Below are 15,514 nucleotides of genomic sequence, written 5' to 3'. Positions count from 1 at the left end.
GTCGGCATGCTGGCGGTCGTGGTCGGGGCCGGAGGGGGGATCGGCGGAGCGTGCGCACGACAGCTCGCTGAGCAGTACGACGCGGTGCTGTGCGTAGACCGGGACCTTGACGCCGCAGAGCGCACCGCCGAGGCGATCCGAAGTCTCCGAGCGGGACAGGAGGTGCCGGCGAGCGGCTCTACGACGGCGCCGCGGGCGGTGGCTTGGGAGGGCGACGCCGAAGCGCCGGAGTGCCCGAGGGCCGTGGCTTTGGCGGGCGATGCGGCCGATCCGGACTTCGGACGGATGGTGGGAGCCGCGGCCGCGGAGCTCGGGCCGGTGGGGTGTGCGGTTTATGCGGTGGCTTACGAAGAGCACACGCCTGCGGTTGAGCTCAGCCGCGAGTCGTTGGTGCGGAGCCTCACGGTCGGGCCGGTGGGCGCGTTCGAGTTCTTCCGCGCGCTGACGCCCGCGCCGGGAGCGTCGTACGTCGCGATCGGGTCGCTGCACGAGACACAGCCGTTCGCGAACTGCCTGGGGTACAACGCAGCGCACGGTGCACTCGGGCAGGTCGTGCGGACGCTCGCCCACGAGTGGGCGGACCGCGGGATCCGGGTGAACGCCGTCGTACCGGGGTGGATCGCGACTCCGGGCGAGGAGGTGTTCCATGGCGCCGAGGCGCTCGAGGCCGCGGGGCGACTGCTTCCGTTCAAAAGGCATGGGCGGCCGGAGGAGGTCGCGGCGGCGGTCGGCTTCCTGGCCTCGGAGGCTGCCGGGTATGTCTCCGGATCGTTCTTGACCGTCGACGGCGCCTTGTCCACCTCACTCGCTCGGCTCCGAGGACTCTGACCATGAAGTACGTCTGCGTGTTCGCTCACCCCGATGACGAGATGCGCTGCCTGGGCACGCTGCTGCGGCTGCGCGACGCCGGGCACGAGTTCGCGTTCGTGACCATCACCACCGGCGACAAAGGGCTGCCGTACCACCCGCCGGAGGAGCAGCAGCGGGCCGCCGAGATCCGGACCGCGGAGATGCAGGAGGTCGCGGCGTACTTCGATGCCGAGTACATCAGCCTGGCGCGCGAGGACGGTTTCGTCATCGAGGACGCCGAGTTGCGGGCCGACCTGATCCGCACGTTGCGCCAGGTTGGGGCCGAGGTCGTCTTCACGCACTGGACGACCGACTACAACCCCGACCACGTCCTGACCGCGAAACTCGTCACCGACAGCGCCCTGCTCGCGCCGCTCTCGTCGTTCGCCCCCAGCCCCGGCGTCCTCGCCCACGCACCACGGATCTGGTACGTCGATCCCGGGCCCGGCCACGGTTTCGAGGCCACCCATTTCGTTGCCTTCGGCCCCGAACACGCCACCCGCAAGGCCGAACTGATCCGCCGGCACCGCAGCCAGATGGACGTCATGCGCGAACTCAGCGGCGGCGAGGACTACGCCGACCAGCTGGCCGAGCAGGACCGCTTCACCGGCCGCCGCCTCCTGGTCCCGCACGCCGAGTCCTTCCGCCCCTGCCTCACCGACCGCCGAATCCCCTGGCCCTCCGACCTCCCCGGCCAACTCTGACTCGTTTGGGGAAGCGTTAGGCGATGCGGTATTTGGTGATTACGGCGGGGTTGATTTGTACGCCGACTCCGGGGGCATCGGGGACTACCACGTGGCCGTCGACGAGGGATAGGCCTGTGGCTAGGTCTTGGCTGATGGGGGCTGTGGAGACGTTGTACTCGACCATGACGGGGTCGGGGAGCCAGGCGGCGGCTTGGAGTGTGCCGGCGGTGAGTAGGGGCGAGGTCCAGGCGTGCGGGACTATGTGGCGGCCTGAGCGGGCTACCGTGGCGGCCAGGGACTGGAGAGCGGTGAAGCCGCCGCAGCGGGAGAGGTCCGGCTGGATGATGCTGACGCCGGGCTCGGCCAGCAGTTCGTCGAACTCGTCGCCGCCGAGTTGCTCACCGGATGCGATGGTGAGACCGGTCTCCCGGCCGAGCCGGGCCAGGTCCCGGGGTCGATCGGCCCGGAACGGCTCCTCGACCCAGTACGGGTTCAGGTCCTCCAGGCTGCTGACAAATCGCCGTACGGCGTTGAAGTCGCCCTGCAGGTAGCCGTCCACCATCAGCCGTACGTCGGGACCCGCCTCTGCCCGCGCGGCGGCGAGCAGCGCGCGATCGCGGGACAGGTCCGAACCCCACGGCCCCCAACCGAACTTGATCGCGCGGAACCCACGGTCCAGATAGGACCGCGTCGCCGCGCGCATCTCGTCCGGCGTCTCGCGGAACAACAACGTGCTCGCATAAGCCAGCACCCGGTCCCGCCGCCGACCGCCCAGCAACGAGGCCACCGACTGCCCCGACAGCCGGCCGCAGATATCCCACACAGCAAGGTCGATCCCGCTCAGAGCATGCAACGCCGGCCCGCGACGGCCGTGGTACCAGGAGTGCTGGTACAGCCTGTCCCACAAAGCGTTCCGGTCCCACACGTTCTGACCGATGGCGGCCTCGCGTAACCCGGCGCAGAACGCCGGAATGTGGGTCACCGCCTCCACGATCGACTTCACCACCCACGGGTGCGAGTCGACATCGCCGTACCCCTCGACGCCGGCGTCGGTCGCCACCCGGATCAGGCAGGTGTGCCGGGGCCCGGCCCGTTCGTCGTCGCCGAGCCGGGTCCCGTACTCGATCCCGTTGTCGAGGATCAGCACCTCGACATCGGTGATCCGCACGTCAGTCAGTGTCGTCACCCTTCCGAGAAGACCACATCGGCGAAGTAGTTGCGGTTCTGGTAGGAGAGTGTCGGGAAATCGCCCGCCTTCAGCGCGTAGATCCCCGGACCGTCGGTGCGCAGCGAACCATTCAGCCGCATCTCCGCCAGCCCGTTCTCGGTGGCGCTGAACCCACCCGCCGAACTGTAGGACACGACATACGGCGCCCACGCGTCGATCGTGACCGGCTGTGCGAAGCGCACCTCCTGCCACCCGGAGGCCGACTCACCGGTGAAGGTCGCGGTGGCAACCTTCACCCCGGCAGCTGTCCACAGCGATCCGGTGTGCGCCCCGGTGTTGTGCGTCCCCTTGAAGAACCGCACCCCGCGCACCTTGCCCGCCGTCGAACTGGTGAACTTCACGCCCATCTCCAGCGACGTCGACTCCGTCGCCCCGAACACGGGCGCATCGCCGACGTTCCACAGCGTGTAGGTGTCCGGCTGGAAGATCACATCGGCCCAGTAGTTCGTGTTCATCCAGGTCTCGGTCGGGTACGACGTCGGTCCGTAGGCGAAGTGACCGGCCCCGGTCGGGGTGTGCAGGACTCCGTTGTCCTGCGTACGGCCCGCGTAGAAGTCGTGGTCGTACGCGAAGGTCCCGTTCGGTGAGTGGTACGACGCCGTGTAGTTGCCCCCGGCCTCGATCAGCACCGGCTGCGCGAACCGCACCTCCTGCCAGCCCGCCTCGCTCTCACCGCTGAAGGTCGCGGTGGCCAGCTCGACCCCGGCCGGCGACCACAGACTTCCGGTGTGTACGACGTTGTCCCCCGGCGCCTTGTAGAACCGCACCCCCAGTACGGCGCCCGGCCGGTCGACGCGGAACCGGACGCCGAGCTCGGTCTCGCGGGAATCGGAGGACCACTCGACCTTCGGAGCGTCCATGTCCCTGAACAGCGACCGCGGGTACGTGATAGTCGGCTGCTTCGCCACCTTGAAGGTCCACTTGCCCTGGAGCGTCTGACCGAGAGTGTCCCGGGCGCTGTAACGGACTTCGCAGGTCTTCTCCCAGCTCCACGGCGCGAGCGGTGTGAAGGTCGCCGTGTTGGTCGCGGGGTCGAACGTGGTCCGCCCCGGCGTCCCCGCCTCGATCCCGCCCTCGGCCATCTGGACGCTCTCGGGAACGATGTCGTCGAAGAAGATCACCCGCGCCGGGCGCGCCGGCGGGACCGAGGTGTGCCCGGCCGCCGGCGACTTCTGGTGCCGGCCGATCGGGTACTGCGGCGGCCGGCCGACGCGGTTGACCATCCCGGGGAAGCCGTCGGCGTACCGGGCGTAGGGGAACGGCGAGCCCCACAGCACCTGAGCCAGCGACCGGAACGGCAGGCGCAGGTTGTTCGACTGGATCTCCTCGGGCTCGGTCGCCGGCAGCGTCCACAGGTGCAGCTTGGCGCCGCGCAGACCAGGGTGGTTCTTGTCGACGACCTCGAGGTCGGCATCCGGGCGCGGGCGTGGGAAGACTCCCGGGTGGAACCGGTTGTAGATCGCTTCCGCATTCGGGAGGCGGCCGTTCGGGAGACCCGGCGGGTTCGGCGGGTCGTAGTACAGGAACTCGCCGTTCGAGTTGTGCACCTGGTAGCCCTGGTTGAGCAGCTGGGTCGGCGTCAGGCGGTTGGGCCAGGTGATCCAGTGCTCGAGGATGATGTTCTGGTTCACGCCCGCCCGCAGGATGTTGTTGAGCAGACCGTCGCTCCAGACGCGCAGCTGCTTGTTGTGGGCGCGGACCGTCACGTTCATCTCGTTGAGGAAACCGGTGAAGATGTCCACCGGGTTCGCGTCCGCGCCGTACCGCCGCTTGGCCGCCTGCCCCAGCTCCGGATACCGCGCGTACTCGACGGTGTAGTCCGGATCGCCGTCGAGCACCGTCAGGTACTCGTCGGCGCCGAGGTGCCACCACGGCGTCGGGAACTCGTCCAGGTACTTCTCGAACAGACCGCGGGCGAACGGATAGGCCTCCTCCTTGCTGAGGTCGAGGTCGCCGCGACCCGGCAGGCCCATCCCGGGTTCCAGCAACCGGTCCATGTGACCGGGCATGTTGACCTGCGGGACGAGCGCGATGTTGTACTTCGTCGCGTACGCCGAGATCTCCTTCAGCTGGGCCAGCGAGGTGGTGGACTCGTACCCGACGTAGACCCAGAGCATGTTCATCTTCAGGAAGGCCAGCTCGTTGATCTGCCCCTTCCACCACTGCATCGTGTAGTGGCGGGCCGAGTTGGCGACCAGGAACCCGCGCTCCGGGTACTTCGGCCAGTCGCGGACCAGACCGGGCGGCAGGATCGTCCGCTGCTTCAGCCACTGCAGGATGGTCTGGACGCCGTGCACCACGCCGGCCGCCGTACCGCGCAACCACAGCGCCGTGCCGACCTCGATCTCGTAGCCCTCGAGGTTCTGGTTCGGCGGTGCGCCCAGTGTGACCACGAGGTCGCCGGCCGCCGGTGCCGGGTTGTCCTGCGTCACGACCTCGACCGTCCGCCCGCCCAGCACCTTCGGGAGATCCTCTTGCAGGATGACCTTCGCCTTGACCAGCTGCGCACCGTCGCCGGTCCGCAGGATGATCCGGAACGGACCGGAGGTAGGTGCGACGTACTCGGAACCAGTGCGGGCCTGCCACTCCTGCAGGGCGGGAATCGTCTCGGGCAGTACGGCGAGCGCGCCCTGATCCGTGGCCGCAGCGGAGGAAGCGGTCGTCGTGCTGATGCCCGTGGCGAGGGCGGCCCCGCCGGCGAGGGTCAGGAAGTGTCGTCTGGGCAGATTCGAGGTCATGGTTGCCTATCCTTCGGAGAAGACCGGGTCGACGAAGTAGTTGCGGGCCTGGTACGAGAGCGTGGGGAAGGTGCCGGCGGACAGCGCGTAGATACCGGCCGGCTGACTTGTGCGCGTGAAGAGCGTGCCGTTCGTGCGGGCACTCGCGAGCCCTTGGTCGGTGGCACTGAAGCCGCCGCCCGAGCTGTACGAGATGACGTAGTCGGCGCTGGCCTCGATGGTGACCGGTTGTGCGAACCGGACCTCCTGCCAGCCGCCGGCGCTCTCACCGGTGAAGGTCGCGCTGGTGAGCTTCTGTCCGGACGCGGTCCACAGCGAGCCGACGTGGGTGCCGGTGTTGTGCGTGCCCTTGAAGAACCGCACACCGTGCACCTTGCCGCCGACCGACGATCCGAACCGCATGCCCAGTTCGAGTGACGTCGCTTCGGTGGTGCCGAAGACCGGCGCGTCGCCGACGTTGAACAACGTGTACGTGTCCGGCTGGAAGATCACGTCGACCCAGTAGTTCGTGTTCTTCCAGCTCTGGGTCGGGTACCACGTCGGTCCGTGGGAGAAGTAGCCGGCCGCGGTCGGAGTGTGCAGTACGCCGTTGTCCTGGGTCCGGCCGTCGAAGAAGTTGTGGTTGTACCCGAAGGACCCGGCCGGCGAGTGGTACGAGGCCGTGTAGTTGCCCCCAGCATCGATCCGGACCGGCTGCGCGAACCGCACCTCCTGCCACCCACCGGACGTCTCACCTGCGAACGTTGCCGTCGCCAGCTTCTGCCCGGACGGCGACCACAGACTCCCAGTGTGGACAGCGACATCCCGCGGCGCCTTGTAGAACTTCACCCCCAGTACGACGCCCGGCCGGTCGACCCGGAAGCGCACCCCGAGCTCGGACTCGCGCAGATCGGAGTACCACTCGACCCCCGGACCGTCCTCGTCGTTGAACAGCGACCGCGGATAGGCGAGGCTCGGCGGCTTCGCAACCGTCAATGGCCACTCCCCGACGATGTTCTGCCCGCTGGTGGTCCGCGCGACGAAACTCATCGCCAGCTTCTTGCCGTACGGCAGCACCGCGGCCGGGGTGAACGTCGCCGTCCGCGACGCTGCGTCGTACGTCGTCTGTCCCGGGATCCCGGTCTCGCTGCCACCCTCGCGGATCTGGACCGAGCTCGGCACGATGTCGTCGTACAAGGTGACCTGCAGTTTGCGCTGCGGCCAGACACTGGTTGCTCCGGGCAACGGTGCGGTGGTGAACCGGCCGATCGGGAAGAGTGGCGGCCGACCGACCGTCCGGATGAGGTCCGAGAAACCGGTGTCGTAGGTGTCGGCCGGCCGTGGCGAGTCCCACAGCACCTGCGACAGCGAGCGGAACGGCTCGGTCAGCAGGTACGACTGCAGCTCCTCGTGCTCGCTGAACGGCATCGTCCACAGATGCAGCTTGGCGCCGCGCAGCCCGGGGTGGTTCCGGTCGACGGTCCGGTCGGTGAAGCGGCCGGGGTGGAACTCGTTGTAGAGGCGCCTCGGATCCGGCACTCGCCGTGGGCTCTCGGTCGTCGCCGGGTCGTAGTACAGGAAGTCGCCGTTGGAGTTGTGAACCAGGTACCCCTCGGTGAGCAGCTGCTCGGAGGTCTTCCGGCCCTCCCAGCTCACCCAGTGCTCGACGACGATGTTCTTGTTCAGCGGAGCCTCGGTGATGCTGGTGAGCAGGCCGTCGTTCCAGATCCGCATCTGCTTGCCACTGGCCCGGACGGTCTCGTTCATGTCGTTCAGGAAGCCGGTGAACACGTCCACCGGCTGCGCGTTGGCGCCGAACCGCTCCTTGGCCTTGATACCGAGCTGCGGGAACAGGTCGTAGCGGACCTTGGCGTTCTGCGAGAAGTCGGTGATGTACTCGTCCGCACCGAGGTGCCAGTACGGCGTACTGAACTCCCGCAGGTTCGGCGCGAGCACGTCGTTCCGGCCGAACTCGTAGGCCGCGTCCTTACTGATGTCCATGTGCGAACCCCAGTTCGGCAGCTTCAGGTCCGGCCGATTCGCGAGCAGTTTGTCCATGTGCCCGGGCATCCCGGTCAGCGGGACCAGCCCGATGTTGTACTTCGCGGCGTACGCCTCGATCTCCTTCGCCTGGGCCAGCGGCGCGGTGTCGTAGCCGATGTTCACCCACAGCATGTTCAGCTTCAGGTAGGCCATCTCGTCGAGCTGGCCCTTCCACCAAGCAGTCGTGTAGAACCGGGCCGCGTTGGCCACCAGGAAGCCGCGCTCCGGGTACTTCGGCCAGTCCCGGGCCACTCCCCCGGGCACCGTCGTCGCCTGCTTCAGCCACTGCACGATGGTCTGGGCTGCGTGAAAGACTCCGGCGCGCTGGCCGCTGACCTCGAGCGCGGCACCGACCTTGATCTCGTACCCCTCGGCGTTCACGACTGCGGCAGCCAGGCTGAGCACGATGTCACCGGCGGCCGGTGCCGGCGTGTCCTGCACCTCGACCTGAGCGGGCCGATTCAAAGCCTTCGCCAGCGCGGCGGCAAGCGTCTCAGCGGGCGGACGCAACGCCGCGGCGTCAGCACCCCGAACGATGATCCGGATATTGGCAGGAGCGACGTACTGGCCACTGGCTGCCGTCCACGACTGCAGCGCGGGGATGGTCGGCGGCGGTACGGCGGTCGGCCGGGCCGCGGCCGGGGTAGCGGGGCCGGCGACCAGCCCCGCCAACGCGGCACCACCGGACAACGCGAGGAACTGACGACGGGGCAGGTTCGGCATCGGACGCTCCAGTGGGCGGGGGAAGGTCTTAAGCTTCGAAATATCGAAGATGAATCTCCATATGTGAGCATAAAAGCCGGTCCCCTGGAGCACAAGAAACCTGCCTGGCCTTTACATGGAGGTCGAAAGGTGTTCTATGAGAGCGCTCTAGTTCCGGAACCGCCGCCCTCTTGATTTGGGCGCCGGGAGCGCCCAGAGTCGGGCGCGACGCGGGCGCGCGCCCGCGCTGAGCGTCAGGAGAGTCGCCCATGCCCAGGTGGCCAGTTGCCCATAAATCCAGACGGCGAACGGCGGTGGCCGCCGCGGTCGCGCTGCTGGCCGGCACGCTCGTGGCCGGTCCAGCCGTCGCCGCCGATCCGACGCCGCTGACGCTGGCTGCCTTCGAGGGGGCCGAGCCGTTCGCGTCACCGCCGAACCCCGGCATCTTCGGCTGGGGCAGTGACGCCGACGACCCGCCGACGATGGAGCTCCAGGCCCGCGCCGACGCACCGGCAGGTGGCTCAGTCCTGCACGGCACGTACAACATCAGCGGCTGGGGCGGTTTCACCCACGACATCACCTTCGACCAGAACCCCGGGAACTGGTCGGCCTTCAAAGGCATCCGGTTCTGGTGGTACGGCCAGAACCCCGCGCAGACCGAGCCCGGGACCGGGAAGCGGATCTTCTTCGAGATCAAGGACGGGGGCGCGAACGCCGAGGCGTCGGAGCTGTGGAACACCAGCTTCACCGACGACTGGCAAGGCTGGCACCAGGTCGAGATCCCGTTCAGCGATTTCGTCTACCGCGGTGACTACCAACCGGTTGGTGGTATCGACCAGGTCCTCGGCCTCACCCAGATGTGGGGTTACGCGTTCACCATGCCCGGTGGGGCACCCGGCCAGTTCCAGATCGACCAGGTCGAGACCTACGGCAAGGCCGACCCGGCGACCAAGGCGAGCATCAGCACGGACGCCGAGGTCTACCCGGTCAAGGAGGGTGGCAGCGCCCAGGTGAAGGTCGCGGTCACGACCACTGGCAGCGCGCCGCTCGAGGAGCCGGTCACCGTCGCCTACACCGCCGGCAGCGGGACTGCTGGAGCCGACGACTACACACCGGCCTCCGGCACGCTCACGTTCCCGGCCGGTACGGCGTCCGGGGCGAGCCAGACCGTGACTGTGGCGACTCGGAAGGACGGTACGGCGGAGGTCGCCGAGACGATCCCGCTCGAACTGACCGTTACCGGCGCCAAGCCGCCGGCGACCCAGCCGGTCGTGGTGATCGACGCGCACGACCTGCCGTACCTGAACCCGAAGCTGCCGGTGAAGATGCGGGTCGACGACCTGCTCTCCCGGATGACGCTCGCCGAGAAGGTCGGCCAGATGACCCAGGCCGAGCGGAACGCGCTCAAGACCCGCGGCGACATCGCGACGTACGCGCTCGGTTCGTTGCTCTCCGGTGGCGGGTCGGTGCCGACGCCGAACACTGCGGCTTCTTGGGCCGCGATGATCGACACCTTCCAGCGGAGCGCGCAGGCCACCCGGCTGCAGATTCCGCTGATCTATGGGGTCGACGCCGTGCACGGACACAACAACGTGGTCGGCGCGACGATCCTGCCGCACAACATCGGTCTCGGCGCGACTCGTGATCCGGACCTGGCTCGCCGTACCGGTGAGGTGACCGCGACCGAGGTTCGCGCGACCGGCATCCCGTGGGACTTCGCGCCGTGCCTGTGCGTGGTCCGCGACGACCGCTGGGGCCGGGCCTACGAGGGCTATGGCGAGGACCCGGCACTCGTGGATGCGATGGCCACCGTTCTCACCGGCATGCAGGGCAAGGCCGACGGCAGCCAGCTGAAGAACAAGGACCGCGTCCTGGCGTCGGCGAAGCACTACGCCGGCGACGGAGGTACGACGTACGGGTCGTCGACGACCGGTGGTTACAAGATCGACCAGGGCATCACCCAGGTCACGCGTGAAGAGCTGGAGCGGTTGCACCTGGCACCGTTCAAGAAGGCGGTCGACCTCGGCGTCGGCACGGTGATGCCGTCGTTCTCGAGTGTCTCGATCGACGGTGCGCCGCCGGTGAAGATGCACGGCAACGACGAACTGATCAACGGCGTCCTGAAGGACCGGATGGGGTTCAAGGGCTTCGTGATCAGCGACTGGGCGGCGATCGACCAGCTGCCCGGCGACTACGCGAGCGACATCCGGACCTCGATCAACGCCGGTCTGGACATGATCATGGTGCCGGCGCGGTACCAGGAGTTCACGCAGGGGCTGACTGCCGAGGTCGGTGCCGGGCGGGTTCCGCTGAGCCGGGTCGACGACGCGGTGCGCCGGATCCTTGGTGAGAAGTTCAAGCTCGGCCTGTTCGAGAAGCCGTACTCCGACCCGGCACAGCTCGGCACGGTCGGCTCGGCCGCACACCGCGCGGTCGGGCGGGAGGCGACGGCGAAGTCCCAGGTGCTGCTGAAGAACGAGGGCAACTTGTTGCCACTGGCACCGACCTCGAAGGTCTACGTGGCCGGTAGCAACGCCGATGACCTGGGCAACCAGCTCGGCGGCTGGAGCATCACCTGGCAGGGCAAGTCCGGCGCGACGACCACTGGTACGACGATCCTCGCCGGGATCAAGGAAGTGGTGCCGTCGGCAACGTTCAGCGCGGATGCCTCGGCGCCTCTGACCGGTCATGACGTCGGCGTGGTCGTGGTCGGCGAACGCCCGTACGCCGAAGGTGTCGGCGACGTCGGCAACGGTCACGACCAGTTGCTGTCGGATGCCGACAAGGCCACTGTGGACAAGGTCTGCGGCGCGATGAAGTGTGTCGTGCTGACCGTGTCCGGCCGGCCGCAGGTCGTCTCCGACCAGCTCGGCAAGATCAACGCGCTGGTCGCGTCATGGTTGCCGGGGACCGAGGGTGCGGGCGTGGCCGACGTACTGTTCGGCAAGAAGCCGTTCAGCGGCCGGCTGCCGGTGAGCTGGCCGCGCACCGAAGCCCAGCAGCCGCTGAACGTCGGCGACGCGTCGTACGACCCGCAGTACCCGTACGGCTGGGGCCTGACCACGCAAGCAGCAGCTCGCCAGAAGCTCACCGACGCCCGAAACACCTTGCTCCGCAAGCACGACCCGTACGCACTGGCAGCCGGCGTAGCAGCTTCGATCGCCCTCGGCGTCAAGGACTGGTCAGGGCCCCAGGCAACTATCGCCTTGGCCGCACTCGAGCAGTCCGCCAAGTACCTGGACCGCACCAAGGTAGACACCTTCGCCGAGGGTGACGCAGTAGTCGCCGCAGCCCGCTGGATGACCCAAACCAAGATCGGCCAAAACCTGACCGAGCCCACCTCCAAGCTGACCGCAGACGCCGAACACTCGGCACTCACCGGCCACCTCGCCACCGCCGTCGCCAAACTCACCACCGCCTACCGAACGAAGTGATTCACAACGTCCGAAGAATCCGCAGGGCCCGCCTCCGGATCTTCGGACGTTGCGCGCACCCCGAGCTAACGTCCGAAGAAGTCGCAGGGCCCGCCTCCGGATCTTCGGACGTTAGATGGGGTGCGGGAGCGGAGGCGGCGGAGCATGCGGGCGTCTTCGAAGCCGACTGCTCGGGCGGCGGCTTCGATGGTGCTGCCGTGGCCGATGAGGTGTTCGGCTCGTTCCAGGCGGAGGAGTTGCTGGTAGCGGAGTGGGGTGAGGCCGGTTGCTGTGGTGAACATGCGGGTCAGGGTGCGTTCGCTGACACCGACCTGGCCGGCGAGATCCGCGAGTAGCAGGCGTTCGGCGTACCGGGCGTCGATGACGTCCTGGATGCGATGGGCGAGATCGCTCAGGTGGCCGCGGTGCCGGAGCATTGCGCTCTCTTGCAGTTCGTCGCCGTTGCGGCGGGCGTAGACGACCATCTCGCGCGCGACCCGGGCGGCTGCCTCGGCGCCGCGTGCGCCTGCGACGAGGTGCAGGGCGAGGTCGATGCCGCTGGCGATCCCGGCGGAGGTGATGACGCGGTCGTCGACGACGTACAGGACGTCGCGGACGATGGTCGCCCGCGGGTAGCGAGCGGCCATCATGTCGGTCAGGTCGTGATGGGTCGTGTAGCGACGGCCATCGAGCAGACCGGCCGCGCCGAGCGCATCAGCGCCGGAGCAGACGCTCGCCACTGATCCCCCGGCCGCATGGTGATCCCGAAGGCGTTGCTGGAACGCAGCGCCGATCGGCGGCACCGGGAGGAGGCGCGGCGAGCGCCAGCCCGGTACGACGATGAGGTCGTCCGGACCGAGCTCCGGCCACTCCGGCTGGGTCTTCAGCGGCACGCCTTGTGCCGTCATGACCTCCTCGGCTTCGGCCACATATGTCAGCTCATAGCCGTAGCCGAGGGTCTCGGCGGTCGAGAAGACCTGCGCAGGCCCAGCCAGGTCGAGCAAGTGCAGCTTCGGCACCAGCACGAAGACGACCCGGATACTCCCCATTCGGTCAGGATGACACGGGTACGGCGGTCAGGTCGTCCAGCGTCCGGATGGTGGCGAACCGTCCCGCGAGGGCGTACTCGGTACGTTCGGTGACGGCCTCGGCGGACAGGGTTCGGGGATCGGCGAGGATCTCCTCGACGGTCGCATCCGCGGGCAGCGTCCAGTGCGGTAGCGGCATCGTCGCACAAGCCTCGGTGACGAACACGACGTCGTACCCGAGGTCCGAGGCGACGCGAGTGGTGGTCTCGCAGCACTGCTCGGTGCGGATGCCGCTGACCACGATCTCGGTGACACCGTGCTGGGTGAGGATCTGCTGCAGATTCGTGGTGGTGAAGGCGTTGTGGGCGGTCTTGGTGATCACCGGCTCACCCTCGGCCGGTTCCAGACCTTCGATCAGGCGGACATGTCCGCTCGCCGGATCGAACGTCGTACCGGTGCCTGGTTCGGTGTGCAGGACCCAGACGACCAGGTCGCCGACCGCACGGGCCGCGGCCACCAGTCGGTTGACGCGGTCAGCGATGTCGGGGTGGTTGACGACCTGCCAGCTCGGGCGGACCCGGAACGATTCCTGGACGTCGACGACGAGAAGTGCGGTTCGGCTCATGGCTCCATCGTCACGGACCGTCGCCTCGTCGAGTAGGCCTGATCGCGGCGGACACCGGACCGATCCGGTCAGCCGGCTACAGAGAGTTTGCCATCGTTGGAGAGGTCGGACGAATTCACACCCTTCCGAACTGTTCCAAACACTGGACCGGAGTGCTTACAGTGCGCCGAGGCGACGTGGAAACGCTCCCGCCGCCGTTCTCGACTCAGTGAGGGGAATGCGATGCCTGATCACCTGCCTCGCCGTCAGGTACTCCGGACGGCCGGCGCCCTGGGCCTGGGCGCTGCCACCGCCGGAGCCCTGACCAGCACTGCAGAGGCCACCGGTGCGCCGGATAGGTTTGCTCCCATGGGCGCACACCACGGCAAGCTGGAGATCCGCAAAGACCCGTTCGGGACCACGCCGGACGGGAAGAAGGTGGACGTCTACACCTTCAGCAACGGGCGAGTCACCATCTCGATGCTGACCTGGGGTGCCACCATCCAGCGGGTCGAGACGCCGGACCGGCGCGGCCGGGTGGAGAACATCAGCCTCGGCTTCGACAACCTGCCCGACTACGCCACCCTCAGCCCGTACTTCGGCTCCACCATCGGCCGCTTCGGCAACCGGATCGCGAAGGGCAAGTTCTCGATCGACGGGGCGTCGTACCAGATCCCGGTCAACAACGGCGAGAACGCACTGCACGGCGGTACGACGGGTTTCGACAAGCGGGTCTGGTCGGCCAAGACCGTCCAGACGTCCAAGGCGGTGGGCGTTGCGTTCAGCTACGTCAGCCCGGACGGCGAGATGGGCTTCCCTGGTGAGCTCACCACGACCGTCACGTACACCCTCGACCGTGACGACAACCTGCGGATCGACTACCACGCGACGGTCAAGGGCAAGCCGACCATCGTGAACCTGACCAACCACGTCTACTTCAACCTGGCCGGCGAGGGCAGCGGCTCGATCGACGGCCACGTGCTGCAGCTGAACGCACCGAAGTACACGCCGGTCGACGCCGGCCTGATCCCGACCGGCGAGATCGCGCCGGTCGCCGGGACGCCGTTCGACTTCACCAAGCCGACCGCGATCGGCGCGCGGCTACGCGGCGACCACCCGCAGCTCGTCGTGGGCCGTGGATACGACCACAACTTCGTCCTCGGCGGCAAGGCCGACGCGGACGGGATGCGGTTCGCGGCCCGCTTCTGGGAGCCGGCGGAGGGCCGCACGGTGACCGTGCACACCACCGAGCCCGGCGCCCAGTTCTACAGCGGCAACTTCCTCGACGGCACCTTCCGCGGGATCGGCAACAAGGCCTACCGCCAGGGCGACGCGTTCGCCTTCGAGACCCAGCACTTCCCCGACTCCCCCAACCAGCCGAACTTCCCGTCGACGGTCCTGCGCCCCGGCCAGACCTACAAGTCGACGACCGTCTACAGCTTCGGCACCAAGTAACTCAGGCTGTCTTTGAGCTACCGGCGTCGATGAGGTAGTCGGCGCCGGTAATGCTCGCAGTCAGCGGCGAGCACAGCTGCACCACGAGCGCGGCCACTTCAGCCGGCTCAATCAGCCGGCCGGTGAGCATCCCGGTCTGCTGCGGAAGCGCCGCGAGCAAGTGCTCCTGCGGGATACCGAGCTGCTTGGCGAGCTGGCCGCCGTACCCCTCGGGTGAGGTCCAGAGCGCCGTCCGCACCGCAGCCGGCGAGACCGTGTTGACGCGGACGCCCTGAGGACCGAACTCCTCGGCCAGCGCCTTCCCCAGGGCCGTGAGCGCCGCCTTGGCGGTTGTGTAAGGCACCGGGCCGCCGGACGGGATCCGCGCGCCGACCGACGACAGGTTGACGATCGAGCCGTGCTGTCGCACCAAACTCGGCAGGGCTGCCCGCGTCACCCGGACGGTGGCGAAGTAGTTCAGCTCGAAGACCGTGGCCCAGGTGGCGTCGTCGAAGTCGAGGAAGCCGGCCCCGACCTCACCCTCACCACCGCCGACGTTGTTGATGAGCAGGTCGAGCTCGCCGAACTCCGCGAGCGCCGCGGCAACCGCATGCTCGGGCCCACCCGCCGTACCAAGATCAGCCTGTACGACGAATGCCCCGGTCGCGCGCAGTTCCGGCGTACTGGTCCGTGCGACCGCGGCCACCCGAACCCCCTCGGCGGTGAGCTGCTCGACCACGGCCAGGCCGATTCCGCGACTGGCACCGGTGACGAGCGCTGTCTTGTCCTTCAGCTGCAGATCCATGAGCT

The 15,514-nt window shown here is 68.1% G+C and carries 10 protein-coding genes; 4 read left to right on the top strand and 6 right to left on the bottom strand.

Going from position 1 to position 15,514, the window contains the following annotated elements; all coding sequences use genetic code 11:
- Window positions 1-6: 6 nt before the first annotated feature.
- Both ACFCV3_RS15740 and ACFCV3_RS15735 read left to right on the top strand, forming a co-directional pair.
- A complete protein-coding gene (locus ACFCV3_RS15740) occupies window positions 7-828 on the top strand; it encodes an SDR family NAD(P)-dependent oxidoreductase (RefSeq protein WP_376030674.1) in 822 nt (273 codons plus the stop codon).
- Between the two features lie 2 nt (window positions 829-830).
- On the top strand, window positions 831-1,553 hold the full coding sequence (locus ACFCV3_RS15735; protein ID WP_376030673.1) for a PIG-L deacetylase family protein: 723 nt from the start codon (window positions 831-833) through the stop codon (window positions 1,551-1,553).
- Between the two features lie 16 nt (window positions 1,554-1,569).
- Here ACFCV3_RS15735 and ACFCV3_RS15730 read toward each other — a convergent pair whose 3' ends face one another.
- Genes ACFCV3_RS15730 through ACFCV3_RS15720 form a run of 3 tightly spaced genes read right to left on the bottom strand, consistent with a single transcriptional unit; the run spans window position 1,570 to window position 8,246 of the window.
- Window positions 1,570-2,721, bottom strand: a complete 1,152-nt coding sequence (locus ACFCV3_RS15730) for a mandelate racemase/muconate lactonizing enzyme family protein (protein ID WP_376030671.1) — start codon at window positions 2,719-2,721, stop codon at window positions 1,570-1,572.
- The gene (locus ACFCV3_RS15725; protein WP_376030669.1) at window positions 2,718-5,501 is read right to left on the bottom strand and encodes a DUF4082 domain-containing protein; all 2,784 of its coding nucleotides are present in this window, start codon (window positions 5,499-5,501) and stop codon (window positions 2,718-2,720) included. Before ACFCV3_RS15725 ends, ACFCV3_RS15730 begins: the two co-directional genes overlap by 4 nt.
- 6 nt (window positions 5,502-5,507) lie before the next feature.
- Window positions 5,508-8,246, bottom strand: coding sequence for a DUF4082 domain-containing protein (locus tag ACFCV3_RS15720; protein WP_376030667.1), 2,739 nt, complete (start codon window positions 8,244-8,246; stop codon window positions 5,508-5,510).
- Window positions 8,247-8,539: 293 nt separating this feature from the next.
- On the opposite strand from ACFCV3_RS15720, the gene ACFCV3_RS15715 reads away from it, so the two are divergent.
- Window positions 8,540-11,659, top strand: a complete 3,120-nt coding sequence (locus ACFCV3_RS15715) for a glycoside hydrolase family 3 N-terminal domain-containing protein (RefSeq protein WP_376030665.1) — start codon at window positions 8,540-8,542, stop codon at window positions 11,657-11,659.
- A gap of 65 nt (window positions 11,660-11,724) precedes the next feature.
- Here ACFCV3_RS15715 and ACFCV3_RS15710 read toward each other — a convergent pair whose 3' ends face one another.
- Together ACFCV3_RS15710 and ACFCV3_RS15705 are read right to left on the bottom strand one after the other, a co-directional pair.
- On the bottom strand, window positions 11,725-12,687 hold the full coding sequence (locus ACFCV3_RS15710; protein ID WP_376030663.1) for a GlxA family transcriptional regulator: 963 nt from the start codon (window positions 12,685-12,687) through the stop codon (window positions 11,725-11,727).
- Between the two features lie 4 nt (window positions 12,688-12,691).
- Window positions 12,692-13,291: a cysteine hydrolase family protein gene (locus ACFCV3_RS15705; RefSeq protein WP_376030661.1), complete on the bottom strand. Its 600-nt coding sequence runs from the start codon at window positions 13,289-13,291 to the stop codon at window positions 12,692-12,694.
- A 222-nt stretch (window positions 13,292-13,513) separates the two neighbouring features.
- Between ACFCV3_RS15705 and ACFCV3_RS15700 the strand changes: the two genes are divergently transcribed.
- Window positions 13,514-14,725: an aldose epimerase family protein gene (locus ACFCV3_RS15700; protein ID WP_376030659.1), complete on the top strand. Its 1,212-nt coding sequence runs from the start codon at window positions 13,514-13,516 to the stop codon at window positions 14,723-14,725.
- A gap of 1 nt (window position 14,726) precedes the next feature.
- Here ACFCV3_RS15700 and ACFCV3_RS15695 read toward each other — a convergent pair whose 3' ends face one another.
- A complete protein-coding gene (locus tag ACFCV3_RS15695) occupies window positions 14,727-15,509 on the bottom strand; it encodes an SDR family NAD(P)-dependent oxidoreductase (protein ID WP_376030657.1) in 783 nt (260 codons plus the stop codon).
- Between the last annotated feature and the right edge of the window lie 5 nt (window positions 15,510-15,514).

Source organism: Kribbella sp. NPDC056345 (assembly GCF_042262745.1).
GTDB lineage: Bacteria > Actinomycetota > Actinomycetes > Propionibacteriales > Kribbellaceae > Kribbella.
The sequence above is the reverse complement of the archived record's forward strand: the minus strand, read 5'-3'. Positions and strand labels throughout refer to the sequence as shown.